The 24,519-nt window shown below is 60.7% G+C and carries 21 protein-coding genes; 13 read left to right on the top strand and 8 right to left on the bottom strand.

Annotated elements, in window-relative coordinates; all coding sequences use genetic code 11:
* Positions 1–53: 53 nt before the first annotated feature.
* Entirely contained in the window at positions 54–206 is a 153-nt protein-coding gene (locus VC35_RS29130) for a DUF3309 family protein (protein WP_046042572.1), read from the bottom strand.
* 284 nt (positions 207–490) lie between these two features.
* Between VC35_RS29130 and VC35_RS22025 the strand changes: the two genes are divergently transcribed.
* The 3 genes from VC35_RS22025 (at position 491) to csrA (ending at position 2,043) form a co-directional block, all read left to right on the top strand.
* Positions 491–1,306, top strand: coding sequence for an SDR family oxidoreductase (locus VC35_RS22025; RefSeq protein WP_046042573.1), 816 nt, complete (start codon positions 491–493; stop codon positions 1,304–1,306).
* A 64-nt stretch (positions 1,307–1,370) separates the two neighbouring features.
* The gene (locus tag VC35_RS22030) at positions 1,371–1,703 is read left to right on the top strand and encodes a YnfA family protein (protein ID WP_008004345.1); all 333 of its coding nucleotides are present in this window, start codon (positions 1,371–1,373) and stop codon (positions 1,701–1,703) included.
* A 154-nt stretch (positions 1,704–1,857) separates the two neighbouring features.
* A complete protein-coding gene (gene csrA / locus VC35_RS22035) occupies positions 1,858–2,043 on the top strand; it encodes a carbon storage regulator CsrA (protein WP_046042574.1) in 186 nt (61 codons plus the stop codon).
* A gap of 5 nt (positions 2,044–2,048) precedes the next feature.
* Here the strand turns inward: csrA and VC35_RS22040 are convergent, their stop codons facing one another.
* The 5 genes from VC35_RS22040 to mnmC form a co-directional block, all read right to left on the bottom strand.
* Positions 2,049–2,276 carry a YheU family protein gene (locus VC35_RS22040; protein WP_008017754.1) on the bottom strand — a complete coding sequence of 76 codons (228 nt, stop codon included), beginning with the start codon at positions 2,274–2,276 and terminating at the stop codon, positions 2,049–2,051.
* A 243-nt stretch (positions 2,277–2,519) separates the two neighbouring features.
* A complete protein-coding gene (locus tag VC35_RS22045; protein WP_046042575.1) occupies positions 2,520–3,710 on the bottom strand; it encodes an osmoprotectant NAGGN system M42 family peptidase in 1,191 nt (396 codons plus the stop codon).
* Positions 3,711–3,835: 125 nt separating this feature from the next.
* Positions 3,836–5,584 carry an N-acetylglutaminylglutamine synthetase gene (ngg, locus tag VC35_RS22050; protein ID WP_046042576.1) on the bottom strand — a complete coding sequence of 583 codons (1,749 nt, stop codon included), beginning with the start codon at positions 5,582–5,584 and terminating at the stop codon, positions 3,836–3,838.
* A gap of 3 nt (positions 5,585–5,587) precedes the next feature.
* Entirely contained in the window at positions 5,588–7,360 is a 1,773-nt protein-coding gene (locus VC35_RS22055) for an N-acetylglutaminylglutamine amidotransferase (protein WP_046042577.1), read from the bottom strand.
* Positions 7,361–7,530: 170 nt separating this feature from the next.
* Positions 7,531–9,510, bottom strand: coding sequence for a bifunctional tRNA (5-methylaminomethyl-2-thiouridine)(34)-methyltransferase MnmC2/FAD-dependent 5-carboxymethylaminomethyl-2-thiouridine(34) oxidoreductase MnmC1 (gene mnmC / locus VC35_RS22060; protein ID WP_046042578.1), 1,980 nt, complete (start codon positions 9,508–9,510; stop codon positions 7,531–7,533).
* Between the two features lie 153 nt (positions 9,511–9,663).
* On the opposite strand from mnmC, the gene pap reads away from it, so the two are divergent.
* The 3 genes from pap to VC35_RS22075 all read left to right on the top strand — a co-directional run bounded on the left by pap (position 9,664) and on the right by VC35_RS22075 (position 13,699).
* Positions 9,664–11,187 carry a polyphosphate:AMP phosphotransferase gene (gene pap / locus VC35_RS22065; RefSeq protein WP_046042579.1) on the top strand — a complete coding sequence of 508 codons (1,524 nt, stop codon included), beginning with the start codon at positions 9,664–9,666 and terminating at the stop codon, positions 11,185–11,187.
* 102 nt (positions 11,188–11,289) lie between these two features.
* On the top strand, positions 11,290–12,474 hold the full coding sequence (locus VC35_RS22070) for a thiolase family protein (RefSeq protein ID WP_046042580.1): 1,185 nt from the start codon (positions 11,290–11,292) through the stop codon (positions 12,472–12,474).
* A gap of 265 nt (positions 12,475–12,739) precedes the next feature.
* On the top strand, positions 12,740–13,699 hold the full coding sequence (locus VC35_RS22075; RefSeq protein WP_046042582.1) for a DMT family transporter: 960 nt from the start codon (positions 12,740–12,742) through the stop codon (positions 13,697–13,699).
* Positions 13,700–13,814: 115 nt separating this feature from the next.
* On the opposite strand, the gene VC35_RS22080 is transcribed toward VC35_RS22075, so the two are convergent.
* Positions 13,815–15,209, bottom strand: a complete 1,395-nt coding sequence (locus VC35_RS22080) for a class II fumarate hydratase (RefSeq protein ID WP_046042583.1) — start codon at positions 15,207–15,209, stop codon at positions 13,815–13,817.
* A 191-nt stretch (positions 15,210–15,400) separates the two neighbouring features.
* Between VC35_RS22080 and VC35_RS22085 the strand changes: the two genes are divergently transcribed.
* The 7 genes from VC35_RS22085 (at position 15,401) to VC35_RS22115 (ending at position 23,289) form a co-directional block, all read left to right on the top strand.
* Positions 15,401–15,925: a DUF2059 domain-containing protein gene (locus VC35_RS22085; protein ID WP_046042584.1), complete on the top strand. Its 525-nt coding sequence runs from the start codon at positions 15,401–15,403 to the stop codon at positions 15,923–15,925.
* Between the two features lie 12 nt (positions 15,926–15,937).
* A complete protein-coding gene (locus tag VC35_RS22090) occupies positions 15,938–16,249 on the top strand; it encodes a BolA family protein (protein ID WP_046042585.1) in 312 nt (103 codons plus the stop codon).
* Between the two features lie 163 nt (positions 16,250–16,412).
* Positions 16,413–17,354: an oxygen-dependent tRNA uridine(34) hydroxylase TrhO gene (gene trhO / locus VC35_RS22095; RefSeq protein WP_046042587.1), complete on the top strand. Its 942-nt coding sequence runs from the start codon at positions 16,413–16,415 to the stop codon at positions 17,352–17,354.
* A gap of 36 nt (positions 17,355–17,390) precedes the next feature.
* Positions 17,391–17,993: a DsbA family protein gene (locus VC35_RS22100; RefSeq protein ID WP_185754836.1), complete on the top strand. Its 603-nt coding sequence runs from the start codon at positions 17,391–17,393 to the stop codon at positions 17,991–17,993.
* The gene (locus VC35_RS22105) at positions 17,986–19,803 is read left to right on the top strand and encodes an ABC transporter ATP-binding protein (RefSeq protein ID WP_046042590.1); all 1,818 of its coding nucleotides are present in this window, start codon (positions 17,986–17,988) and stop codon (positions 19,801–19,803) included. Before VC35_RS22100 ends, VC35_RS22105 begins: the two co-directional genes overlap by 8 nt.
* 188 nt (positions 19,804–19,991) lie before the next feature.
* The gene (locus VC35_RS22110) at positions 19,992–22,451 is read left to right on the top strand and encodes an EAL domain-containing protein (RefSeq protein WP_046042591.1); all 2,460 of its coding nucleotides are present in this window, start codon (positions 19,992–19,994) and stop codon (positions 22,449–22,451) included.
* Between the two features lie 76 nt (positions 22,452–22,527).
* Positions 22,528–23,289 carry an iron-containing redox enzyme family protein gene (locus VC35_RS22115; RefSeq protein WP_263290451.1) on the top strand — a complete coding sequence of 254 codons (762 nt, stop codon included), beginning with the start codon at positions 22,528–22,530 and terminating at the stop codon, positions 23,287–23,289.
* Between the two features lie 136 nt (positions 23,290–23,425).
* Here VC35_RS22115 and VC35_RS22120 read toward each other — a convergent pair whose 3' ends face one another.
* Complete coding sequence (locus VC35_RS22120; protein WP_046042594.1) at positions 23,426–24,352, bottom strand: GGDEF domain-containing protein; 927 nt, start codon at positions 24,350–24,352, stop codon at positions 23,426–23,428.
* Positions 24,353–24,519: the final 167 nt, after the last annotated feature.

Here is a 24,519-nt window from a genome sequence, read left to right on the forward strand (position 1 = left end):
CTTAACTGATCGGCATTACCCTTCAAGGGCCTCTTTTTTTGCCTGGCAGATATTTAAATTCGGCCGAGCAAGAGCAGGATCAACAGCACCACCAATACGACGCCGATGATTCCGGACGGGCCGTAACCCCAACTTCTGGAGTGCGGGAAGACCGGTAAACCACCGACCAGTAACAGGATCAGAATGATGATCAGTATTGTGCCCATGTCTGTTTCCTTGTCGAAAATGCAGTGGATTGACCATGCCAATCAAGGTCAGTGGGACTGAAGTAAATTCGAGCTGCTTAAAAATCCGACTCTTGCGCTTGCAGGAAAATTCCAAGTTTTTTTGAAGTATTTCGGACGGGTTCTTATTTCTTTTGTAGTTGCCTTAATTGCGTCAGACGCTCCCGCAGTTTGCTCGGGCCATTCAGCAATCTGATGGAGCGTGGGTCGGGCAATTTCCTTCGCTACACTCGGTGCATCTTCCGAGAACAACAAGGCTGTTTGCTATGCAAAATCGCATGATGATCACTGGTGCAGGCTCTGGCCTGGGTCGCGAAATCGCGCTGCGCTGGGCGCGTGAAGGCTGGCAACTGGCCTTGTCGGACGTCAGCGAGCCCGGCTTGCAGGAAACCCTCAAGTTGGTCCGCGAAGCGGGCGGCGACGGTTTCATCCAGCGCTGCGACGTGCGCGATTACAGCCAGTTGACAGCGTTCGCCCAAGCCTGCGAAGTCAAACTCGGTGGCATCGATGTCATCGTCAACAACGCGGGTGTAGCGTCTGGCGGGTTCTTCAGTGAGTTGTCCCTGGAGGACTGGGACTGGCAGATTGCGATCAACCTGATGGGCGTAGTCAAGGGCTGCAAGGCGTTCCTGCCACTGCTGGAAAAAAGCAAAGGCAAGATCATCAACATCGCGTCCATGGCCGCGCTGATGCAAGGCCCGGCGATGAGCAACTACAACGTGGCCAAGGCGGGCGTGGTGGCGTTGTCCGAAAGCCTGCTGATCGAGTTGGCGCATCAGGAAGTCGGCGTGCATGTGGTGTGTCCGTCGTTCTTCCAGACCAACCTGCTGGACTCTTTTCGTGGCCCGACCCCGGCCATGAAAGCCCAGGTCGGCAAGTTGCTGGAAAGCTCGCCCATCAGCGCCGCCGACATCGCCGACTACATCTATCGGCAGGTCGCCGCCGGCGAGTTCATGATCCTGCCCCACGAGCAGGGGCGCATGGCCTGGGCGATCAAGCAGAAGAACCCGCAATTGCTCTACAACGAAATGACCGTCATGGCCGACAAAATGCGCGTCAAGGCCAGGCAATCCGCAAGCTGATCTTGCCCGCAGGCAACGCTGTGGTTAGGGTGGCCGCCATCGGCCATCCTCGCGAGACGCTTGCATGCTCAATTACCTGTGGTTTTTCCTCGCCGCGCTGTTCGAAATTGCCGGTTGCTTTGCCTTCTGGATGTGGCTGCGCCAGGGTAAAAGCATGTGGTGGGTGGTGCCGGCGCTCCTGAGCCTGACCCTGTTCGCCCTGCTGCTGACCCGGATCGAAGCCACCTACGCCGGCCGCGCCTACGCCGCTTACGGTGGCATCTACATCATTGCCTCAATCGGCTGGTTGGCCGTGGTCGAGCGGATTCGTCCGCTGGGTTCGGACTGGCTCGGTGTGGCGCTGTGTGTGATCGGCGCGAGCATCATTCTGTTCGGGCCGCGATTCTCCGCGTCCTGACAGATCGGCCCTACATTCAACCGGCCTGTCAGACCTTTCCGTAAGTGGTGTGCGCCAAGGGCTGTCAGTCCGGTCTGGTTTGCTGTCGGAGCATTGTAGGCGTACGGCGGGCCGGGCATCTTCAAGGGCCAGAAACCCCTGAAGGACACTCTTCATGCTCGTACTCACTCGCGTTGTGGGCGAAACCATTTCCATCGGTGACAACATTACCGTGCGCGTTCTCGCGATCAACGGAAACAACATTCGCTTTGGCGTCGAAGCGCCTCAGGACGTCAATGTGCACCGCTGCGAAATCTACGAACGCATCCAGAACAAACTGGCGAAGACCAAGGGACGCTGAAGACTTCAGTCAAACAGGTGCTTGGGTACGTCGTGCTTGAGCATCAGTTGGCATTGCTCGCTTTCCGGGTCGAAGACAATCAGTGCCTGGCCCTTGGTCAGCGCTTGGCGCACGCGCAGTACGCGGGTTTCCAGGGGGGTGTCGTCACCATTGTCCGTGCCGTCGCGGGTCACGAAATCCTCGATCAGGCGGGTGAGGGTGTCGACTTGAAGTTGGTCGTAGGGGATCAGCATAGGCACCTCGGTTGGATCAATGGCGCGATGCTACGGCGAATGCGAGATTGCCGCTAGTTTGGTCGTTTTATGTTGTCCGATCCGCCGCCATCGTCGGAACGCCGCCCGGAGCAAGCTCGCTCCCACAGGGTTCAGCGGCGGACCGGATATTAGTGTTCACCACCGATCAACTGTGGGAGCGAGCTTGCTCGCGATAGCGGTATACCTGGCGATAGCGGTATACCTGGCGATGAAGATCCTGGATCAGTTCTCCGACCGTTGCCCCACCAGGCTGTCCACCGACGGCACTCGCGTATCGCTTTCCATCTGTGTGTCATGTTCGAGCTGATGGCTGAAGCGGTCCAGTGAGCCCTTGGCCGGTTGTGCATCGCTGGCAAACACGGGCGGGCTGAGGATATACGCACCGAGCAGGCGGCTCAGGGCGGCGAGGCTGTCGATGTGGGTGCGCTCGTAACCGTGGGTGGCGTCGCAGCCGAAGGCGAGCAGGGCGGTGCGAATGTCGTGGCCGGCGGTCACCGCCGAATGGGCGTCGCTGAAGTAGTAGCGGAACAGGTCCCGGCGTGCCGGCAACTCGTTGTCGCTGGCCAGGCGCAAGAGGTGGCGCGACAGGTGATAGTCATAGGGGCCGCCGGAATCCTGCATCGCGATGCTCACCGCGTGCTCGTTGGAGTGTTGGCCAGGCGCGACCGGTGCGATGTCGATGCCGACGAATTCACTGACGTCCCAGGGCAAAGCCGCCGCCGCGCCGCTGCCAGTTTCCTCGGTGATGGTGAACAGCGGATGGCAGTCGATCATCAGCTCTTCGCCACTGTCGACAATGGCTTTGAGCGCGGCCAGCAGCGCGGCCACCCCGGCCTTGTCGTCGAGGTGACGGGCGCTGATGTGGCCGCTTTCGGTGAACTCCGGTAGCGGGTCGAAGGCGACGAAATCGCCGACGCTGATGCCCAGCGATTCGCAGTCGGCACGGGTGGCGCAGTAAGCGTCCAGGCGCAATTCGATGTGATCCCAACTGATCGGCATTTCATCCACGGCGGTATTGAACGCGTGCCCGGAAGCCATCAGCGGCAGGACGCTGCCGCGGATCACGCCATTGTCAGTAAACAGGCTGACCCGGCTGCCTTCGGCAAAACGGCTGGACCAGCAGCCGACGGGCGCGAGGCTCAGGCGGCCGTTGTCCTTTACCGCACGCACCGCCGCGCCGATGGTGTCCAGGTGGGCGGAAACGGCGCGGTCGGGGCTGTTCTTCTTGCCCTTGAGCGTGGCACGGATGGTGCCGCGACGGGTCAGCTCGAAGGGAATGCCCAGTTCTTCAAGACGTTCGGCGACGTAGCGCACGATGGTGTCGGTGAACCCGGTGGGGCTGGGAATGGCGAGCATTTCCAGCAGCACTTTTTGCAGGTAACCGAGGTCCGGTTCGGGGATTTTGCTGGTCATGGAAACTCCTGATTGGTTATCGCCTATACGGCCGCCTTCGCGAGCAGGCTCGCTCCTACAGGGGGAACGCGATCAAAGGTGGGAGCGAGCCTGCGCGCGATAGCATCAGTCCAGACAACACATGGCTAAGAGACCACCGGCTGACTGTATGGAAACAACAGATCCACAAACCGCTCCGCCGTTGGCTGCGGTTCATGGTTGGCCAGCCCGGCCCGTTCATTGGCTTCGATAAATGCATAGTCCGGCTGGTCAGCGGCGGACACCATCAGGTCGAGACCGACCATGGGAATGTCCAGGGCCCGCGCGGCCCGTACCGCTGCATCCACCAGCGTCGGGTGCAGGATCGCCGTGACATCCTCAAGCACGCCGCCGGTATGAAGATTCGCCGTGCGCCGTACGAACAGGTGCTCACCGGCCGGCAGAATGCTGTCGTAGCCGTATCCGGCTGCACGCAAGGTGCGCAGGGTTTCCTGGTCCTGCGGGATCTTGCTTTCGCCGCCCGTGGCCGCTTGTCGCCGGCGGCTCTGGGCTTCGATCAATGCACCGATGGAGTGCTGGCCGTCGCCGACCACTTCGGCCGGCCGGCGAATGGCGGCGGCGACCACTTCAAAGCCGATCACCACAATGCGCAGGTCCAGGCCTTCGTGGAAACTTTCCAGCAGTACGCGGCTGTCGAAGTGGCGAGCGGCTTCCATGGCTTGCTGCACTTCCTCGATGGTGCGCAAATCCACCGCCACCCCTTGGCCCTGTTCACCATCCAGTGGCTTGACCACCACGCGCTGGTGTTCATCGAGGAAGGCCAGGTTGTCATCGGCGTTACCCGCCAGTTGCTGCGCCGGCAGGTTCAATCCGGCAGCCTTGAGCACTTTGTGGGTCAGGCTTTTGTCCTGGCACAGGGTCATGCTGACGGCGCTGGTCAAGTCGCTCAGGGATTCGCGGCAGCGTACCCGGCGCCCGCCATGGCTGAGGGTGAACATCCCGGCGTCGGCGTCATCGACGTGCACATCGATGCCACGACGGTGTGCTTCCTCGACAATGATCCGAGCGTAGGGGTTGAACGCGGCTTCCGGGCCGGGCCCGAGAAACAGCGGCTGATTGATGCCGTTCTTGCGCTTGATGGCGAAGGTCGTCAGGTTGCGAAAACCGAGCTTGGCGTAGAGGCTTTTCGCCTGGCGGTTGTCGTGCAGCACCGACAGGTCGAGGCAGGCGAGCCCGCGACTCATGAAGTGTTCGATCAAATGCCGCACCAGCACTTCACCGACACCCGGCCGCGCACAATGCGGGTCGACCGCCAGGCACCACAGGCTGCTGCCGTTTTCCGGATCGTTGAAGGCCTTGTGGTGGTTGAGGCCCATGACGCTGCCGATGACCGCGCCGCTGTCCTCGTCTTCGGCCAGCCAGTACACCGGGCCGCCCAGATGACGCGGCGTCAGCAGGGTGGCATCGATCGGCAACATGCCGCGGGCCTGGTACAGCTGGTTGATTGCCTGCCAGTCGGCATCGCTTTGCGCGCGTCGAATGCGAAAACCGCGAAACACCCGGGTCGCCTGACGGTAGTCGCTGAACCACAGGCGCAAGGTATCGGACGGGTCGAGGAACAGTTGCGTCGGCTCCAGCCCCAGTACTTGCTGGGGCGCGGCGACGTACAGGGCTATGTCCCGCTCGCCGGGCTGCTCGTTGAGCAACTCCTCGGCGAGGCTCGCGGCATCGGCGAAGGTGTGGCCGATCAGCAAGCGGCCCCAGCCGCAATGCACGGCAATCGGTGCCGCGCCGAGCGCACTGCCGTCTTCGGCCAGGCGTGCCTGCAGGCGTTCGTAGGAGGGCGACTGGCCGCGCAACAGGCGTTGGCTGATGGCCGTGGCGTGAGGTTTCATCGGTCAGATTCCTTGTTCGCTGAGCCACAGGTTGAGGGCCGCCAATTGCCACAGCTTGGAGCCGCGCAACGGTGTCAGTTGCCCCTGTGGATCAGTCAGCAGACGGTCGAGCATCGCGGGGTTGAACAGGCCGCGATCCTGGCTGGGATCGAGCAGCAACTCGCGCACCCATTCCAGCGTATCGCCCTGCAAATGCTTGAGGCCCGGCACCGGGAAGTAACCTTTCTTGCGGTCGATCACTTCACTGGGAATCACTTGTCGCGCAGCTTCTTTCAAGACTTGCTTGCCACCGTCCGGGAGTTTGAAACGCCCCGGAATCCGTGCCGACAGCTCCACCAGGCGATAGTCGAGAAACGGCGTGCGCGCTTCCAGGCCCCAAGCCATGGTCATGTTGTCGACCCGTTTGACCGGGTCGTCCACCAGCATCACCGTGCTGTCCAGACGCAAGGCCTTGTCCACCGCCGCATCGGCACCGGGCTGGGCAAAATGGGCTTTGACGAAGTCACCGGCGGCGTCATTCGCGGTCAGCCATTTCGGTTGCACAGTGGCGGCGTAGTCGTCATAACTGCGGTCGAAAAACGCTTCGCGGTACGCGGCATACGGATCACTCGCGCCGTCCACTTGCGGATACCAGTGGTAACCGGCGAACAGTTCATCGGCGCCCTGGCCGCTCTGGACGACTTTGCAGTGTTTGGCCACTTCCCGGGACAACAGGTAGAAGGCGATGCAGTCATGGCTGACCATCGGTTCGCTCATGGCGCGGAACGCGGCGGGCAGTTGTTCGATGATTTCCTTTTCTTCGATACGCAGTTGGTGATGCTGCGTGCCGTAGTGCCGGGCGATCAGGTCCGAATACTGGAACTCGTCCCCACGCTCGCCACCGGCATCCTGAAAGCCGATGGAGAAGGTCGACAGATTGTCCACGCCGACTTCCCGCAACAAGCCCACCAGCAAACTCGAGTCGACACCCCCGGACAGCAGCACGCCGACATCGACCGCTGCACGCTGACGAATCGCTACCGCTTCGCGGGTGCTGTCGAGCACACGGTCTCGCCAGTCTTCGAGGCTCAGGTTCTGCTCATCGGCGTGAGGGCCATAGGGCAGGGTCCACCAGGTTTTCTGCTCGGTGCGGCCAGCGGCTTCGATGCGCATCCAGGTGGCCGGCGGCAGTTTTTCAATGCCCGCCAGCAAGGTGCGAGGTGCCGGGACCACGGAGTGGAAATTCAGATAGTGATTGAGCGCCACGGGATCGAGGATCGGGTTGATGTCGCCACCCTTGAGCAATGCCGGCAGCGCTGAGGCGAAGCGCAGGCGCTGGCCGGTGCGCGACAGGTACAGTGGTTTCACGCCGAGACGGTCGCGGGCGATGAACAGGCGTTGGGCATCGCGCTCCCAGATGGCAAAGGCAAACATGCCATTGAGTTTCGGCAGCAGTGCTTCGCCCCAGGCGTGATAGCCCTTGAGCAACACTTCGGTGTCGCCACCGGAATAGAAGGCGTAACCCAGGCTTTCAAGTTCCGCGCGCAGTTCCGGAAAGTTGTAGATTGCCCCGTTGAAGGCCAGGGACAAGCCCAATTGCGGGTCGATCATCGGCTGCGCCGAGCCGTCCGACAGGTCCATGATTTTCAGGCGTCGATGGCCCAGGGCAACCGGCCCCTGGCTATGAAATCCCCAGGCGTCGGGGCCGCGAGGGGCCAGGTGATGGGTGATTCGTTCAACGGCTGCAAGGTCTGCAGGTTGATGATCAAAACGTAACTCGCCAGCTAATCCGCACATAAATTCCTTACCGGTTTTTCCGTTGGGGAGGGTCGATCAATACCGCGCCGGAACAGCGGGTACTCAGAAACTGACCCACCTCGGTAAGGGGAGTTTTAGATCGATGAGTTATATGCGCGCCAGACCACGGCCGAAGCGCCCCGTGAGGGCGACTTCGGCTGGTGTTTCGACTACTTGCCTCGGATCAGGCGCCGCAGGGCAAACCGGTTGGGGTGACAGGCTTCGGCCACGCTTCTGGGCAATGGCAGGGGTTCGTTGTCCAGCCACGCCGCCAGCAGTTCTCCGGACAGCGGCGCGGTGATCAGGCCGCGCGAGCCGTGACCGCTGTTGATGTACAAACCGTCAAGCCATGGGCATTCGATGTCCGGCACCTGCCGGGCATCCTTGCCCAGCGCTGCATAGGCCTGGGTGAATGCCTGGGTGTCGGCCAGCGGGCCGACGATTGGCAAGTAGTCGGGGCTGGTGCAGCGAAACGCGGCGCGACCCTGGAGACTTTCAGGCGCCAGTTTATCGGCCTGTAAGCGCTCGACCAGATCGTGGGAAATCTCTTCGAGCATGGCCAGGTTGCCCAGGTGTTCTACTGTGGTCGGCGTCAGGTCATCGCTCTTGAAATCGAAACTGGCCCCCAGGGTGTGTTCGCCCAAACGGGCAGGGGCGACATAGCCTTCGGCACACACCACGGTGCTCAGGGCCTGGCTTTGCGGTGTTTGCGCCAGGCGGGTGATTTGTCCGCGAATGCGTTTGAGCGGCAACTCGGCGCTCTCGGGGAAACGCTGGATTTCAGCCGCACCGGCGAGCACCACCACGGGGGCGTCGGCAAGCAATCGCTCGCCGTCCCAGGCTTGCCACCGGCCCTCAACCTTGTGCAGCTCCAGCGCATCGTGATGGGTGAGCAATTGAATCTGTGGATGTGCAGCCTGCCACTGGCACAGCGCAGGTGGGTGGACCCAGCCGCCTTCGGGATAGAACAGTCCCCCCTGTGCCAGCCCGATACCGGCCACGGCCTGTGCCTCGGGTTGATCCAGCAGGTGCAGCAAGTCCGCTGGAAACGCCGCGGCCAATTGCGCCTGGCGTTCGGCTTCCTTGGCATTGAAGGCCAGTTGCAACACGCCGCAATCGTCCCAGTCACGGCCCCGTTGCAAGTGTTCGAGCAGTCGTCGGGTGTAGCCGAATCCGCTGACGATCATTTGCGACAGTGCCGTGCCGTGGGCGGATAACTTCAGGTAGAGCACACCCTGCGGGTTGCCCGAGGCTTCCTGGGCGATGTCGTCGTGGCGCTCCAGGACCGTCACTTGCCAGCCCCGCGCGGCAAGGCTGGCGGCGCTGGCACAACCGGCCAGGCCGGCACCGATCACCAGTGCCTGGCGCTCGCCGGTCAGCGGAGCCGGGCGGGCAAACCAGGGTTTGTCCAGGGCCGGGGCCGGCGTTTCCTGAGGCCAGCCGAGGAACTCGCCGCGCAGGATTTCCCATTTGTGGCCGATGCCTGGGGTGCGTTTCATCTTGAAGCCGGCGGCGTTGAGCAGGCGCCGCACCCAGCCGGTGCTGGTGAAGGTGCTGATGGATGCACCGGGAGCGGCCAGGCGTGCGAGCTCGGCAAACAGTTCGGCGGTCCACATGTCGGGGTTTTTCGCCGGAGCGAAACCGTCGAGGAACCAGGCGTCGATTCGGGCATCGAGTTGCGGCAGTTGCTCCAGTGCATCGCCGATCAGCAGCGTCAGGGTCACGCGACCGTGGTCCAGCGTCAGGCGCTGAAAACCCTGATGGATGGCTACGTATTGCTCAAGCAGTTGATCGGCAAACACCTTGAGTTCCGGCCACAGCGCCAGGGCCCGCTGCAAGTCGTCGGGACTTAACGGGTACTTCTCGACGCTGACAAAATGCAGCCGCGCACCGGCCGCGGCGTGTTGCTCGAACACCTGCCAGGCACACAGAAAATTCAGCCCGGTGCCGAACCCCGTTTCACCGATGACCAGCCGCCCGCCCTCGGGTAAGGCAGCAAAACGTTCCGCCAAACGGTTCTGTTCGATAAAGACATATCGGGTTTCGTCCAGCCCCGACTGGTCGGAGAAATACACATCGTCGAACACTCGCGAATAGGGGCGACCTTGGTCGTCCCAGTCGAGCTGGGCGTGGGGCAATACAGGTTTCATGGCAGGCTCGGCAACGGCAAGGCCGCCATTCTAGCCGATCGACGGCGTGGTGCTTGATCCGTGGCAAGGTATGCATTGGCCGAGACCGGGAGAATCTCTGCTGGCCTTCAGTTCAATCCGCTAGTCTTGCTCACATCTGGAAGGGAGCCACCCATGTTTGAATCCGCCGAAATCGATCACGCCATCGACAAAGAAACCTACGACGCCGAAATCCCGGCCCTGCGCGAAGCGTTGCTCGAAGCGCAATTCGAATTGCAGCAGCAACGCCGCTTCCCGGTGATCATTTTGATCAATGGCATTGAAGGTGCCGGCAAGGGTGAGACGATCAAGGTGCTCAACGAGTGGATGGACCCGCGCTTGATCGAGGTCCGCACGTTCGATCAGCAAACCGACGAGGAACTGGCGCGGCCGCCGGCATGGCGGTACTGGCGGATGCTCCCGGCCAAGGGGCGCATGGGGATTTTCTTCGGCAACTGGTACAGCCAGATGCTGCAGGGGCGGGTCCATGGCGAGTTCAAGGATCCGCGACTGGACCAGGCGATCAATGCCGCCGAGCGCCTGGAAAAGATGCTCTGCGATGAAGGCGCGCTGATCTTCAAGTTCTGGTTTCACCTCTCCAAGAAGCAAATGAAGGCACGCCTCAAGGCATTGGCCGACGACCCGCTGCACAGCTGGCGCATCAGCCCGCTGGACTGGCAGCAGTCGCAAACCTACGACAGGTTCGTGAAGTATGGCGAGCGGGTGCTGCGCCGCACCAGCCGCGACTATGCACCCTGGCATGTGATCGCCGGGGCGGATGCCCATTATCGCAGCCTGGCCGTGGGGCGGATTCTGCTGGCGGGCCTGCAGGGCGCATTGACGCGGCCGACGATCCATCCGGAAAAGGTCAGTGCCGCGCCAGTGTTCCCCAGTGTCGATCAAGTGAACCTGATCGACAGCCTGGACCTGACCCTGCACCTGGACAAGGATGATTACGAGGAACAGCTGATCACCGAGCAGGCGCGGTTTTCCGGGTTGATGCGTGACAAACGCATGCGCCGCCACGCCCTGGTGGCGGTGTTCGAAGGCAACGACGCGGCCGGCAAGGGCGGGGCGATCCGCCGAGTAGCGGCAGCGCTTGATCCACGCCAGTACAGCATCGTGCCGATTGCCGCGCCCACCGAGGAAGAACGGGCGCAGCCATATCTGTGGCGCTTCTGGCGGCACCTGCCGGCCCGGGGCAAGTTCACTGTGTTCGACCGCTCCTGGTATGGCCGGGTGTTGGTGGAGCGCATCGAAGGGTTTTGCAGCCCGGCAGACTGGCTGCGTGCCTACGGTGAAATCAACGATTTCGAAGAACAGCTCACCGACGCCGGTGTGATCGTGGTCAAATTCTGGCTGTCTATCGACAAACAGACGCAACTGGAGCGCTTCGAGGAGCGCGAGAAGATTCCCTTCAAGCGCTTCAAGATCACTGAAGACGACTGGCGCAACCGTGAAAAATGGGATGACTATCGCGGGGCGGTCGGCGACATGGTCGACCGTACCAGCACCGAGATTGCGCCATGGACCCTGGTGGAAGCCAACGACAAGCGCTGGGCACGGGTCAAAGTCTTGCGCACCATCAACCGGGCATTGGAGGAGGCTTTCGAAAAATCCGACCGGCAAGAAGACAAAAAGCGTAAGGACAAGGATTGAGGCGATGGTTACGCATATGCGAGGTGAATGATTGTCGCGGTCGGTGAAGCGCTGGACTTATGCTCGGTCCACTCTCAACCGATAACAACAATGAGGTATGTCATGCGTGAAGTGGTGATCGTCGACAGCGTGCGGACCGGCCTGGCCAAATCCTTTCGCGGTAAATTCAACATGACCCGCCCGGACGACATGGCGGCACACTGTGTCGATGCACTGTTGGCGCGCACCGGTATCGATCCGGCGAGCGTCGAGGACTGCATCGTTGGCGCCGGCTCCAACGAAGGCGCCCAGGGTTTCAATATCGGTCGCAACGTCGCGGTGCTCTCGCGCCTGGGTATCGGCACGGCCGGCATGACCCTCAACCGGTTCTGTTCCTCGGGCTTGCAGGCGATCGCCATTGCCGCCAACCAGATCGCTTCGGGTTGCAGCGACATCATCGTCGCCGGCGGCGTCGAGTCCATCAGCCTGACCATGAATAGCGTCAATAACGACAACCTGATCAACCCGCTGCTCAAGGAGCAGGTGCCGGGCATCTACTTCCCGATGGGCCAGACTGCTGAAGTCGTCGCGCGTCGGTACAGTGTCAGCCGTGAAGAGCAGGACCTGTACGCGCTGCAAAGCCAGCAGCGTACCGCAGAGGCTCAGGCCGGCGGGCTGTTCACCGATGAAATCGTGCCGATGGCGGTGAAGTATCGCGTCGAAGACAAGGCCACAGGTCAAGCACAGACCCTCGACGGCATCGTCGACCGCGATGACTGCAACCGCCCGGACACCACCCTGGAAAGTCTGGCCGGGTTGAAACCGGTGTTCGCCGAAGATGGCTCGGTCACGGCGGGCAACTCTTCGCAGCTGTCTGACGGCGCGTCCATGACCCTGGTGATGAGCCTGGAGAAAGCGCTGGAGCTGGGGCTCAAGCCGAAAGCGTTCTTCCGCGGCTTTACCGTGGCCGGTTGCGCGCCGGACGAAATGGGCATCGGCCCGGTGTTTTCGGTACCGAAACTGCTCAAGGCCAAAGGCTTGCGGATTGACGACATCGACCTGTGGGAGCTCAACGAAGCGTTCGCCTCGCAATGCCTGTACAGCCGCAACCGCCTGGAAATCGACAACGCCCGGTACAACGTCAACGGCGGTTCGATTTCCATCGGTCACCCGTTCGGCATGACCGGTTCGCGCCAGGTCGGGCATCTGGTTCGTGAATTGCAGCGACGCAACCTGCGTTACGGCATCGTCACCATGTGCGTGGGTGGCGGGATGGGGGCAACCGGGCTGTTTGAAGCGGTGCGGTAAGCCTCTATATTTCTCGTTGTCAGTCAAATAGCCATCGCGAGCAAGCTCGCTCCCACAGTGTTCAGCTGCGATCACAAATCTTGTGTACGCCACAAAACCTGTGGGAACGAGCTTGCTCGCGATGGGCGCAACTCGGTTGTAAAAAATCCCCCTCAAAGATTACGACCCGCACAGTTTCATTCGCGGCCAGTCCGAAACTGTCCCTGTGTACGCCACCGCTGCGGGCCTAGAATGACGACTCCTGTCAGTTGGCGTTGGGGTTCACATGCACATTTCATCGGGTCGCTGGGGTTACGGTCTGTTCCTGGCCTTGTTGACCGCGTTGTTGTGGGGAATCCTGCCGATCAAACTCAAGCAGGTATTGCTGGTGATGGACCCGGTAACGGTGACCTGGTTTCGCCTGCTGGTGTCCGGCGGTTGCCTGTTCATTTACCTGACGGCCACCAGGCGCCTGCCCAGCCGCAAGGTGCTCGGTCCTCGTGGTGGCTGGCTGGTGCTGATGGCGGTGCTCGGCTTGGTCGGTAACTATGTGTTGTATTTGATGGGCCTGAACCTGCTCAGCCCCGGCACGGCGCAACTGGTGGTGCAGATGGGCCCGATCATGCTGCTGATCGCCAGTCTGTTTGTGTTCAAGGAGCGTTTCAGCCTGGGACAGGGGATTGGCTTGCTGGTGCTGCTGATCGGCTTTGCGCTGTTTTTCAACCAGCGCTTGAGCGAGTTGCTCACGTCGCTGACCGACTACACCGCCGGCGTGCTGCTGGTGCTGCTGGCGTCCACGGTCTGGACCTTCTATGCCCTGGGGCAGAAGCAATTGCTGACGGTGTGGAATTCGCTGCAGGTGATGATGGTGATCTACCTGTTTTGCGCGGCGCTATTGACGCCGTGGGTGCATCCGCTCGAAGCGTTGCAATTGAACCCGTTGCAGGGTTGGTTGCTGCTGGCGTGCTGTCTCAACACCCTGATTGCCTATGGCGCGTTTGCCGAGGCCCTGGCCCATTGGGAAGCCTCCCGGGTCAGCGCGACGCTGGCCATCACGCCGTTGGTGACCTTTGCCGCGGTTGCCATGGCTGCGTGGCTGTGGCCCGAGTATGTGCACGCCGAAACGATCAATGGTCTGGGATATGGCGGTGCGGTGCTAGTGGTGCTGGGGTCGGCGTTGGTGGCGTTGGGGCCATCGTTGATTGCCGGGCTGAAGGCGCGGAAGGTGCGGATGGCCGCCAGTTAGACCGCGTTATCGTTCATCGCGGGCAAGCCCGCTCCCACAGGGATCTGATGTGCGACAAAGATCCAATGTGGGAGTGGGCTTGCTCGCGAAGACGGACTATCAGGCGCTACAGCACTCAGCCCTTGGCCCCAGCCTCCAGCATATTCTCCGGCCTCACCCACGCATCGAACTCTTCGTCAGTCAGATACCCGAGCTGCAACGCCGCCTCGCGCAAGGTAAGGCCTTCGCTGTAGGCCTTCTTGGCGATTTCCGCCGATTTGTCATAGCCGATGTGCGGGTTGAGCGCCGTCACCAGCATCAGGCCACGCTCCAGGTGTTCAGCCATTTTTTCCGCATCCGGTTCCAGACCGGCCACGCAGTGCTGCTGGAAGTTACTGCAGCCATCAGCCAGCAAACGGATCGATTGCAGCAGGTTATGGATGATCACCGGTTTGAACACGTTCAGCTGCAAGTGGCCTTGACTGGCGGCAAAGCCGATGGCGACGTCGTTACCCAATACCTGGCAGGCTAGCATCGACAGCGCTTCGCACTGGGTCGGATTGACCTTGCCCGGCATGATCGAACTGCCCGGTTCGTTGGCCGGCAGCCTGACTTCGGCGAAGCCGGCGCGCGGGCCGGAACCCAGCAGGCGCAGATCGTTGGCGATTTTCATCAGCGTCACGGCGAGAGTTTTCAGCGCGCCGGACAGCGTGGTCAGCGGCTCATGGCCGGCCAGTGCGGCGAACTTGTTCGGCGCGGTGATAAACGGCAAACCGGAGAGGGCGGCCAATTCTGCGGCGATGGCCTCACCGAAGCCGTGGGGTGAATTCAGCCCGGTGCCGACAGCCGTTCCGCCCTGGGCCAGCTCGCAGACCGCGGGCAGCGCGCTGCGGATCGCCCGCTCGGCGTAATCGAGTTGCGCGATGTAGGCCGAGATTTCCTGACCGAAGCTGATCGGTGTCGCATCCATCATGTGCGTACGGCCGGTCTTGACCAGTTTCATGTGGCGGGCGGCCAGTTCGGCCAGCCCGCCGGACAGTTCACTGATCGCCGGCAGCAAGTGCTGTTGCACCGCCTGGACGGCCGCAATGTGCATGGCGGTGGGGAAACAGTCGTTGGAACTCTGGGAGCGATTGACGTGATCGTTGGGGTGCACCGGAGACTTGCCGCCACGGGGGTTGCCGGCCAGCTCGTTGGCGCGCCCGGCGATCACTTCGTTGACGTTCATGTTGCTCTGGGTGCCGCTGCCGGTTTGCCAGACCACTAGCGGAAACTGGTCGTCGTGGTCGCCAGCCAGCACTTCATCGGCCGCCTGCTCGATCAGGCGCGCGATATCGGCGGGTACATCGCCGTTGCGATCATTGACCCGTGCCGCGGCTTTCTTGATCAGCGCCAGGGCATGCAACACGGCCAGCGGCATGCGTTCGTTGCCAATGGCGAAGTTGATCAGCGAGCGTTGTGTCTGAGCGCCCCAGTAGGCTTCATCCGGGACTTCAACCTGGCCGAGGCTGTCGGTTTCGATACGGCTCATCTTGCTCACTCCTGTAGGTCCGATTGCGCAGTTTAGGCCGTGATCGACGGCCGTGGTTCCATCAGTCTGAATTTGACCATTCAACCCCTCTAAATCAGGTGCGACAAGGCTTGGGGTTGAGCGGCACACTTTTTTAGGCGCAGAATGGACGCCCTTGGGGTCTTACCTCGCCAGTTAGAAAAGGAAACTCGATGACTCGTCTTCGTGCCATCTGTACCGCCGTTGCTTTGGTCTGCGCCAGCGGCCAGGTTTTTGCCGACACCGCTAGCCATAACGCCAGTGCCGAGGCTTTCCTGACCATGGCGCACGCTGACAAACTGGGCACCCCGGTGTACATGCAAGTACAGCAGATGTTTGCCCAGCGTTTCGAACAGACCAAAGCCCCTGAGTCGAAAAAGGCCGTGCTGGAAACCTACCAGGCCAAGGCCAACGCCGCTCTGGACCAGGCCATTGGCTGGAACAAGCTGAAGCCGGACATGGTCAAGCTCTACACCACCAACTTCACCGAATCCGAGCTCAAGGACCTGGTTGCGTTCTACCAGTCGCCACTGGGCAAGAAAGTCCTGGAAAAAATGCCTCAGCTGACCCAGCAATCGGCCCAGATGACCCAGGCCAAGCTGGAAAGCGCGGTGCCGGTGGTCAACAAGCTGCTGGCTGACATGACCGCCGAGCTGACGCCGAAAGACGCAGCCGCGCCAGCCAAGAAAAAGCCTTAAACGGAGTTCGGTATGACCATGCAACAACGCATCGAATCGACGCTGGGCCTGCTTCAGCCCGAGCATCTGCAAGTGCTGGATGAGAGCCATATGCACAGCCGTGGGCTGCAAACCCATTTCAAGGCCGTGGTGGTCAGCGCGCAGTTCGAAGGCCTGAGTCGGGTCAAGCGTCACCAAAGCGTCTACGGCACGCTCGGCGCGCTGATGGAAGAGTTCCATGCGTTGGCGCTGCATACCTACACGCCAGAGGAATGGGCACAGATCGACGCGGCTCCGGCCTCGCCGACCTGTGCTGGCGGAGAGAAGCAGCCAAAACAGCTATAAGCTACAAGCTGCAAGCTCAAGGCGCCGTGCTCCAAACTTGCGGCTTGAAGCTTGCCGCTTGAAGCTGTCTTTTTGTTAGAATGCCCAACGCGCCGATAACCCGGCGCGTTTTTTTTCGCATCCGGTTCACCCCTTACGAGGGTAGCCACCTGGAGATTTACCCATGACACAACAGATTGTCGTGGCGGCACTGTATAAGTTCGTCACCCTGGAAGATTACGTCGCCCTGCGCGAGCCCCTGCTGCAAGCGATGGTCGACAACGGCATCAAAGGCACCCTGCTGATTGCCGAAGAAGGCATCAACGGCACCGTGTCCGGCAGCCGCGAAGGCATCGACGGGCTGATGGCCTGGCTCAAGAACGACCCGCGCATGGACGACATCGACCATAAAGAGTCGTACTGCGACGATCAGCCGTTCTACCGCACCAAAGTCAAACTCAAGAAAGAAATCGTCACCCTTGGCGTGGAAGGCGTGGACCCGAACAAAAAGGTCGGCACCTATGTCGATCCGCAGGACTGGAACGCCCTGATCAGCGACCCGGAAGTGCTGTTGATCGACACCCGTAACGATTACGAAGTCTCGATCGGTACCTTCGAAGGCGCCATTGACCCGAAAACCACCAGTTTTCGCGAATTTCCCGATTACATCAAAGCCAACTTCGACCCGGCCGTGCACAAGAAGGTCGCGATGTTCTGCACCGGTGGCATCCGCTGCGAGAAGGCCTCGAGCTACATGCTCAGCGAGGGCTACGGTGAGGTTTTTCACCTCAAGGGCGGCATCCTGAAGTACCTCGAAGAGGTGCCGCAGGAAGAAACCAAGTGGCAGGGCGACTGCTTCGTGTTCGACAACCGCGTGACCGTTCGTCACGACCTGAGCGAAGGCGACTACGATCAATGTCATGCCTGCCGCACGCCGGTGAGCGTGGAAGACCGCGCGTCCGAGCATTACGTGGCCGGCATCAGTTGCCCGCATTGCTGGGATAAGCTGAGTGAGAAGACCCGTCGCAGCGCGATCGACCGGCAGAAGCAGATCGAACTGGCCAAGGCTCGTAACCAGCCTCACCCGATCGGCTTCAACTACAAGCAAGCATCCTCCGAGGCCTGAATCATGTCTGCGCGCCTGCTCTATGTGATGGACCCGATGTGTTCCTGGTGCTGGGGGTTTGCTCCGGTTGCAAACGCATTGGTAGAGCAGGCGGCGGCTGCCGGTGTGGACGTGCATCTGGTGGTGGGTGGTTTGCGCACCGGTAGCGGTGCCGCGCTGGAACCGACCACCCGGCGCTACATACTTGAACACTGGCAGGCGGTCACCGAGGCTACCGGCCAGCCGTTCAAGCGCGAAGGCGCGTTGCCTGACGGTTTTGTCTATGACACCGAACCTGCCTGCCGGGCGCTGGTGACTGCGCGCAACCTGGCGCCGGATTGTGCGTGGAAACTGCTCGGGCTGATTCAGCACGCCTTTTACGCTGAAGGTCGCGATGTCACGCGCGCCAGTGTCCTGGTGGAGCTGGCAGAGCAGGCCGGTCTGCCGCGAATTGAATTCGCCGCCGCGTTCGACCGTGCCGATACGCACGCCGCGACATCTGCCGATTTCACTTGGGTCCAGGACCTGGGCATCGCCGGTTTTCCTACGTTGCTGGCTGAGCGAAATGGACAGTTGGCGTTGTTGACCAATGGCTATCAGCCGTTGAGCGAGTTGTCCCCGCTGCTCGGCCGCTGGCTGGAGCGCGCTGCCTGTGCATGACCTGCCCGATGATGTTGCTACCGCTAAACGTGTCGACCGTCTGAGCTGGGCGGAAATCCGCCGCCTGGCCCTGCATCACAAGAAATCCCTGTGGATCGCCAACGGCGTGGCCGTGCTGGCGACCTTGTGCAGCGTGCCGATTCCCTTGCTCCTGCCGTTGCTGGTGGACGAGGTGTTGCTGGGGCATGGTGATGCCGCGCTGAAGATCATGAACCACGTGCTGCCCGACGGCTGGCAGAAAGCTGCTGGCTACATCGGCCTGATGCTGGTGGTGACCTTGACCCTGCGTTGCTCGGCGTTGCTGTTCAACGTGGTGCAGGCGAAATTGTTCGCCGGGTTGGCCAAGGACATCGTCTACCGCATTCGTATACGCCTGATCGAGCGTCTCAAGCGTATCTCCCTGGGCGAATACGAAAGCCTGGGCAGCGGCACGGTGACCACGCACCTTGTGACTGACCTGGACACGCTGGACAAATTCGTCGGCGAAACCCTCAGCCGTTTCCTCGTGGCCATGCTGACCCTGGTTGGCACGGCGGGCATTCTGATGTGGATGCACTGGAAGCTGGCATTGCTGATTCTGCTGTTCAACCCGCTGGTGATCTACGCCACGGTGCAGTTGGGCAAGCGGGTCAAGCACCTGAAGAAACTCGAGAACGACAGCACTTCGCGCTTTACCCAGGCACTGACCGAAACACTGGACGCCATCCAGGAAGTTCGCGCCGGCAACCGCCAGGGTTTTTTCCTCGGCCGCCTGGGGCATCGCGCCCGGGACGTGCGTGACTATGCGGTGAATTCGCAATGGAAAACCGATGCGTCGAACCGGGCCAGCGGTTTGCTGTTCCAGTTCGGCATCGATATTTTCCGCGCCGCGGCGATGCTCACGGTGCTGTTTTCCGACCTTTCAATCGGCCAGATGCTCGCGGTGTTCAGCTACCTGTGGTTCATGATCGGTCCGGTTGAACAGCTGCTGAACCTGCAATATGCCTACTACGCTGCCGGCGGTGCGCTGTCGCGGATCAACGAGCTGCTGTCCCGAGCCGATGAGCCCGAATACCCGGGCGGCGTCGACCCTTTCGTCGGTCGCGAGACGGTCGGGCTGGAAGTTCAAGGGCTGAGCTTCGGTTATGGCGATGAACTGGTCCTGAACCAGATGAACCTGTCCATTGCCCCCGGCGAAAAGGTCGCGATCGTCGGCGCCAGTGGCGGTGGCAAGAGCACACTGGTGCAACTGCTGCTGGGCTTGTACACGCCGCTGGCCGGAACCATTCGCTTCGGCGGTTCGACCCAGCAGGAGATCGGCCTGGAAACCGTGCGAGAAAATGTTGCCGTAGTCCTACAGCATCCGGCGCTGTTCAACGACACCATCCGGGCCAACCTGACCATGGGCCGCGAGCGCAGTGACGAGGCCTGCTGGCAGGCACTGGAAATCGCCCAGTTGCACGGCACGGTCCGGGGTTTGCCCAATGGCCTGGACAGCGTCGTCGGGCGCTCCGGGGTGCGCTTGTCCGGCGGGCAACGTCAACGCCTGGCCATCGCCCGGATGGTACTGGCCGAACCCAAGGTGGTGATCCTCGACGAAGCCACCTCCGCGCTGGACGCCGCCACCGAATACAACCTGCATCAGGCACTGGCGCGCTTCCTGAGCAACCGCACCACGTTGATCATCGCCCACCGACTTTCGGCGGTAAAACAGGCTGATCGTGTGCTGGTGTTCGACGGCGGGCAAGTTGCCGAGGATGGCGACCATCAGCAACTGATCGCCGACGGTGGGTTGTACGCCAAGCTTTATGGGCATTTGCAGCGGTTGTAGGGAGATGACACCGAGGTTGCAGGGCGCCACTTCAATACTATAAAAAACATCATCGCGACCGGATGTCGGTGGCCGCGATACTCCCTCCGGGCAAAGCTTGTCGCTTGCCGGGATCGGAATCGCAACCTAGTCTAGCTATAGCGATTTCGTCCGGAAGACGAACAAGCAGTGCTAATGCAAGGGACCTCATGAATCAAACGCGGACTCTCGGAACGCCACGGTTGTTGGGCATCGTCTGGCCATTTATCGCCGTTGTGGTGTTTCAAGCCTTGCTGGGCGGCGTTAGCCTTTATGTGCTGTCGGCGGTTCGCGGCTATGTTGCCGGCGAAAGCCTCTGGTCCAAGGGCCAGAAAGACGCCATCTATTACCTCAACCTCTACGCCGACAGCGGCGACGAAGCGATTTTTCGTAAATACCAGCAGGCCATTTCCGTGCCTCAGGGCGGGCATGAGTTGCGCGTGGCGCTGGATCATCAACCGCCGAATATCGAGGCGGCACGTGTGGCGATTCTCAAGGGCGGCAACCACCCGGACGACGTTTCCAGCCTGATTTGGCTGTACCTCAACTTTCGTCACTTCAGCTATCTCGAAAAAGCCATCAACCTCTGGACCGTGGGTGATGCCTATCTGGTCCAACTCGATGACGTTGCGCGGGACATGCATCAGCACATCGCTGCCGGCCCGGTCTCCGGTGTGGATGTACAGCGCTGGAAGGAGCAGATCTTCGCCATCAACGACGGCGTGACGCCAGCGGCAAAGGCGTTCAGCGATGCCTTGGGCGAAGGTTCGCGGGTGATTCTGCGCTTGTTGCTGGTGACGAATCTGGCCACCGCCCTGGGTTTGATTGCGTTGGCCTTGATGCGTACCCATAAACTGCTCAAGCAGCGCCATGCCTTTGCCGATGCGCTGCAGGTGGAGAAAGAACGGGCGCAGATCACCCTGCAATCAATTGGTGATGGAGTGATCACCACGGATGTTTCCGGTGCGATCGCCTACATGAATCCGGCGGCCGAGGCGTTGACCCACTGGAAGGCCGAGCAGGCGACGGGATTGCCGCTGGCGGCGCTGTTCAACCTGCTGGACGAAAATGCCCAGACCGATGGTTTCACCCTGATCGAGCATATTCTGAGCGGTCAGCTCAGTGGTGGCAGTGAGCACTCCAAACTGATTCAACGCCTGGACGGCAGCACGGTGTCGGTCACGCTGGTGGGCGCGCCAATCCGCAATGCCGGCAAAGTCAGCGGGACGGTACTGGTGCTGCATGACATGACCCAGGAGCGGCAATACATCGCCAATCTGTCGTGGCAGGCGACCCACGATGCCTTGACCGGGCTTGCCAACCGTCGCGAGTTCGAATATCGCCTGGAACAGGCGCTGCACAACCTGACCCGCTATGCAGGTCGCCATGCACTGATGTTCCTCGATCTGGACCAGTTCAAGCTGGTCAACGATACCTGCGGCCACGCGGCGGGCGATGAACTGTTGCGGCACATCTGCGCGCTGTTGCAATCCGGGCTGCGCGAAGGCGACACCCTGGCGCGCCTGGGTGGCGACGAGTTTGGCATCCTGCTGGAAAACTGCGCACCGGAAGCGGCGGAGAAAATTGCCGAGAGCCTGCGCCAGACTGTGCAGAATCTGCATTTTGTCTGGAAGGGCCGGCCTTTCGTGACCACTGTCAGTATCGGGCTGGTCCATGTCGCGCAGAATCCGACGACGCTCGAAGCCTCGCTGCGTGCTGCCGACATGGCGTGCTACATGGCCAAGGAAAAGGGCCGCAACCGGGTCCAGGTCTATCATCCGGATGACTCGGAATTGTCCCTGCGCTTCGGCGAAATGGCCTGGGTGCAGCGTTTGCACATGGCGCTGGAGGAAGACCGCTTCTGCCTGTACGCCCAGGAAATTGTCCCCTTGGGCCATGTCGAACAGGACAGCGGGCACATTGAAATTCTACTGCGATTGCATGATGAAGCCGGGCGGATGATCTTGCCTGACAGCTTCATTCCGGCCGCTGAACGCTATGGCCTGATGAGCTCGCTTGATCGTTGGGTGGTGCAGAACGTGTTCAAGATCATCGCCCAATGCCGGGCCGAGCAAGGCAACGGGCCGCTGGCCATGTGTGCGATAAATCTGTCAGGCACGACGATCGGGGATGAGGCGTTCCTGGACTTCTTGCGCGAACAGTTTGTGACGTATTCGATTCCGCCTGAAATGATTTGTTTTGAAATTACTGAAACCAGTGCTATTTCAAATCTTGGCAGCGCCATTCGATTCATTAATGAACTCAAAGGCTTAGGCTGCCATTTTTCCCTGGACGACTTTTGTGCCGGAATGTCCTCATTCGCGTACCTGAAACATTTGCCTGTAGACTTCCTGAAGATCGACGGGAGTTTCGTAAAGGATATGCTGGACGACCCGATTAACCGCGCCATGGTCGAAGTGATCAATCACATTGGCCATGTGATGGGTAAGCGCACGATTGCCGAGTTTGTCGAAACGCCCCAGATCGAGCAGGCATTGCTGGAGATCGGGGTAGATTACGCTCAAGGGTATGTGATTGAACGCCCGCAGTTGTTTACCTGCGATAGCTTGCTGAGTCGCCCTGCCAGGCCTCAGCCGCTGTTGTTCAAGGCGCCTGGCACGTTCCGTTGAAACTCCTGCCGGTCTGACAATCACAATCAAAAGGAGCTCGACAGTGATCGATACATTCAACCGAACCGGACCGCTCATGGAAGCTGCAAGTTACCCTGCCTGGGCCCAGCGCCTGATCCAGGATTGCAGCGAGAGCAAGCGCCGGGTTGTCGAACACGAACTGTACCAACGCATGCGAGACAACAAACTCAGTGCGAAGACCATGCGCCAGTACCTGATAGGTGGCTGGCCGGTGGTCGAACAGTTCGCGTTGTATATGGCACAAAACCTGACCAAGACTCGCTTTGCCCGTCATCCCGGCGAGGACATGGCCCGTCGCTGGCTGATGCGCAACATCCGCGTCGAACTGAACCACGCCGATTACTGGGTGCACTGGAGTCGCGCGCACGGTGTCAGCCTGGAAGAGCTGCAGGCGCAGCAGGTTCCCCCTGAGCTTCACGCCCTGAGCCATTGGTGCTGGCACACCAGTTCCGCCGACTCGCTGATCGTCGCGATTGCCGCCACCAACTACGCCATCGAAGGGGCGACCGGGGAATGGTCGGCGGTAGTGTGTTCCAATGGTATCTACGCCGCCTCGTTCCCCGAGGAAGATCGCAAGCGGACGATGAAGTGGTTGAAGATGCATGCCCAATACGACGATGCCCATCCATGGGAAGCCCTGGAGATCATCTGCACATTGGCGGGCACCAATCCGAGCAAATCCCTGCAGGTGGAACTGCGTCAGGCCGTTTGCAAGAGCTACGACTATATGTACCTGTTCCTCGAACGTTGCATGCAAATGGAGCACGCAGAACGGGCACCGGTCGTGCGTGAGCGGATGGCATTGGCCGAAGGCTGATACAGCTATCACGCAATAAAAACTGTGGGAGCGGGTTTGCTCGCGAAAGTGGTGTATCAGGCGGCATGGATGTCGCTGATATTCCGCATTCGCGAGCAAGCTCGCTCCCACATTGGTTTGTGACACGGCTGAAAAATCAGCCCGCCATCTCCAGCCGGTTACGACCTTCGCGCTTGGCCACATACAACGCACTGTCTGCCCGCCGCAACAGGCTTTCGGCGGACTCGCCGGGCAACAGGGTCGAACAGCCGAGGCTGACCGTCAGCAGGATCCTGTGACCATCGGCCAGGTACTCTTCAGACTGCGCTGCAAACCGCAGCCGCTCACCGACCAAGGCCGCGGCCTCGCGACAGGTATTCGACAGCAGGATCAGGAACTCCTCGCCACCATAGCGGAACACCATGTCCACGTTGCGCAGCTGGTTTTTGATCGAGGTGGCGACCGCCTTGAGCACGTCATCGCCAGTGCTGTGGCCATGGGTATCATTGACCAGCTTGAAATGATCGATGTCCAGCATCAGCACCGACAACGGTTGCAGATGGCGCCGGGACAGCTCGATTTCCCTTTGCAGCGTCTGGTCCATGGCGATGCGGTTACCGGCGCCCGTCAGCGGGTCGCGCAGTGCGCTTTGGGTGGCGGTACGGTAAAGCAGCGCATTGCGCATCGGGAAAAGCAGCGCGGCCAGCAGTGATTCGAGGTGGCCCTGTTCTTGTTCGCTGAAACGCTGATTGCGACGGAAGATCAGCTCACCCAGATGTTCGCCTTCGTGGCTGAGGCTGTAACTGATGGAGTGGTGGCCGCGCTGGCCGAACTCCAGGCGCAGGTCACTGCTCTTGTGCTGGTAGCACAAGGCGTCCAACGGCACCAGCCGCTGAATCTCGCGATAGAACGTCCCAAGAATGCGCTGAGGCTCCAGACTGGTTTGCAGCTGCAGGCTCAGTTGCTGGCGCAATTGCGCAAGACTGACAGGTCTTTCCAGAAGGGGCGGCTGCTGACCAAAGCCCAGGCGCTGCAATTTGGCGCTATCGAAGTCAATTGCGTTGGTCTGGGAAGGTGGTTTCATAAGGCGTGCGCCCCTAAGCAGTAAGGCTGTCTTACAAGCAGGGTGAGAGCGGCTTAGGGCTGCGCGTCGTACTGGTCCGTCAGTCCCGTAGGACATTTCGTACAAGTTTAATCCGCTTTGTAGAAGATGAGTAATCTCTGCACTCAAGCTCCACCCCCCTGTCTGCT

Origin of the sequence: Pseudomonas fluorescens, from assembly GCF_000967965.1 — a bacterium.
GTDB classification, from domain to species: domain Bacteria; phylum Pseudomonadota; class Gammaproteobacteria; order Pseudomonadales; family Pseudomonadaceae; genus Aquipseudomonas; species Aquipseudomonas grandcourensis.

Excerpts from the sequence above, each read along its gene's own strand:
- VC35_RS29130 (WP_046042572.1), bottom strand. The coding sequence starts at position 206 with ATGGGCACAATACTGATCATCATTCTGATCCTGTTACTGGTCGGTGGT.
- VC35_RS22025 (WP_046042573.1), top strand. The coding sequence starts at position 491 with ATGCAAAATCGCATGATGATCACTGGTGCAGGCTCTGGCCTGGGTCGC.
- VC35_RS22030 (WP_008004345.1), top strand. The coding sequence starts at position 1,371 with ATGCTCAATTACCTGTGGTTTTTCCTCGCCGCGCTGTTCGAAATTGCC.
- csrA (WP_046042574.1), top strand. The coding sequence starts at position 1,858 with ATGCTCGTACTCACTCGCGTTGTGGGCGAAACCATTTCCATCGGTGAC.
- VC35_RS22040 (WP_008017754.1), bottom strand. The coding sequence starts at position 2,276 with ATGCTGATCCCCTACGACCAACTTCAAGTCGACACCCTCACCCGCCTG.
- VC35_RS22045 (WP_046042575.1), bottom strand. The coding sequence starts at position 3,710 with ATGACCAGCAAAATCCCCGAACCGGACCTCGGTTACCTGCAAAAAGTG.
- ngg (WP_046042576.1), bottom strand. The coding sequence starts at position 5,584 with ATGAAACCTCACGCCACGGCCATCAGCCAACGCCTGTTGCGCGGCCAG.
- VC35_RS22055 (WP_046042577.1), bottom strand. The coding sequence starts at position 7,360 with ATGTGCGGATTAGCTGGCGAGTTACGTTTTGATCATCAACCTGCAGAC.
- mnmC (WP_046042578.1), bottom strand. The coding sequence starts at position 9,510 with ATGAAACCTGTATTGCCCCACGCCCAGCTCGACTGGGACGACCAAGGT.
- pap (WP_046042579.1), top strand. The coding sequence starts at position 9,664 with ATGTTTGAATCCGCCGAAATCGATCACGCCATCGACAAAGAAACCTAC.
- VC35_RS22070 (WP_046042580.1), top strand. The coding sequence starts at position 11,290 with ATGCGTGAAGTGGTGATCGTCGACAGCGTGCGGACCGGCCTGGCCAAA.
- VC35_RS22075 (WP_046042582.1), top strand. The coding sequence starts at position 12,740 with ATGCACATTTCATCGGGTCGCTGGGGTTACGGTCTGTTCCTGGCCTTG.
- VC35_RS22080 (WP_046042583.1), bottom strand. The coding sequence starts at position 15,209 with ATGAGCCGTATCGAAACCGACAGCCTCGGCCAGGTTGAAGTCCCGGAT.
- VC35_RS22085 (WP_046042584.1), top strand. The coding sequence starts at position 15,401 with ATGACTCGTCTTCGTGCCATCTGTACCGCCGTTGCTTTGGTCTGCGCC.
- VC35_RS22090 (WP_046042585.1), top strand. The coding sequence starts at position 15,938 with ATGACCATGCAACAACGCATCGAATCGACGCTGGGCCTGCTTCAGCCC.
- trhO (WP_046042587.1), top strand. The coding sequence starts at position 16,413 with ATGACACAACAGATTGTCGTGGCGGCACTGTATAAGTTCGTCACCCTG.
- VC35_RS22100 (WP_185754836.1), top strand. The coding sequence starts at position 17,391 with ATGTGTTCCTGGTGCTGGGGGTTTGCTCCGGTTGCAAACGCATTGGTA.
- VC35_RS22110 (WP_046042591.1), top strand. The coding sequence starts at position 19,992 with ATGAATCAAACGCGGACTCTCGGAACGCCACGGTTGTTGGGCATCGTC.
- VC35_RS22115 (WP_263290451.1), top strand. The coding sequence starts at position 22,528 with ATGGAAGCTGCAAGTTACCCTGCCTGGGCCCAGCGCCTGATCCAGGAT.
- VC35_RS22120 (WP_046042594.1), bottom strand. The coding sequence starts at position 24,352 with ATGAAACCACCTTCCCAGACCAACGCAATTGACTTCGATAGCGCCAAA.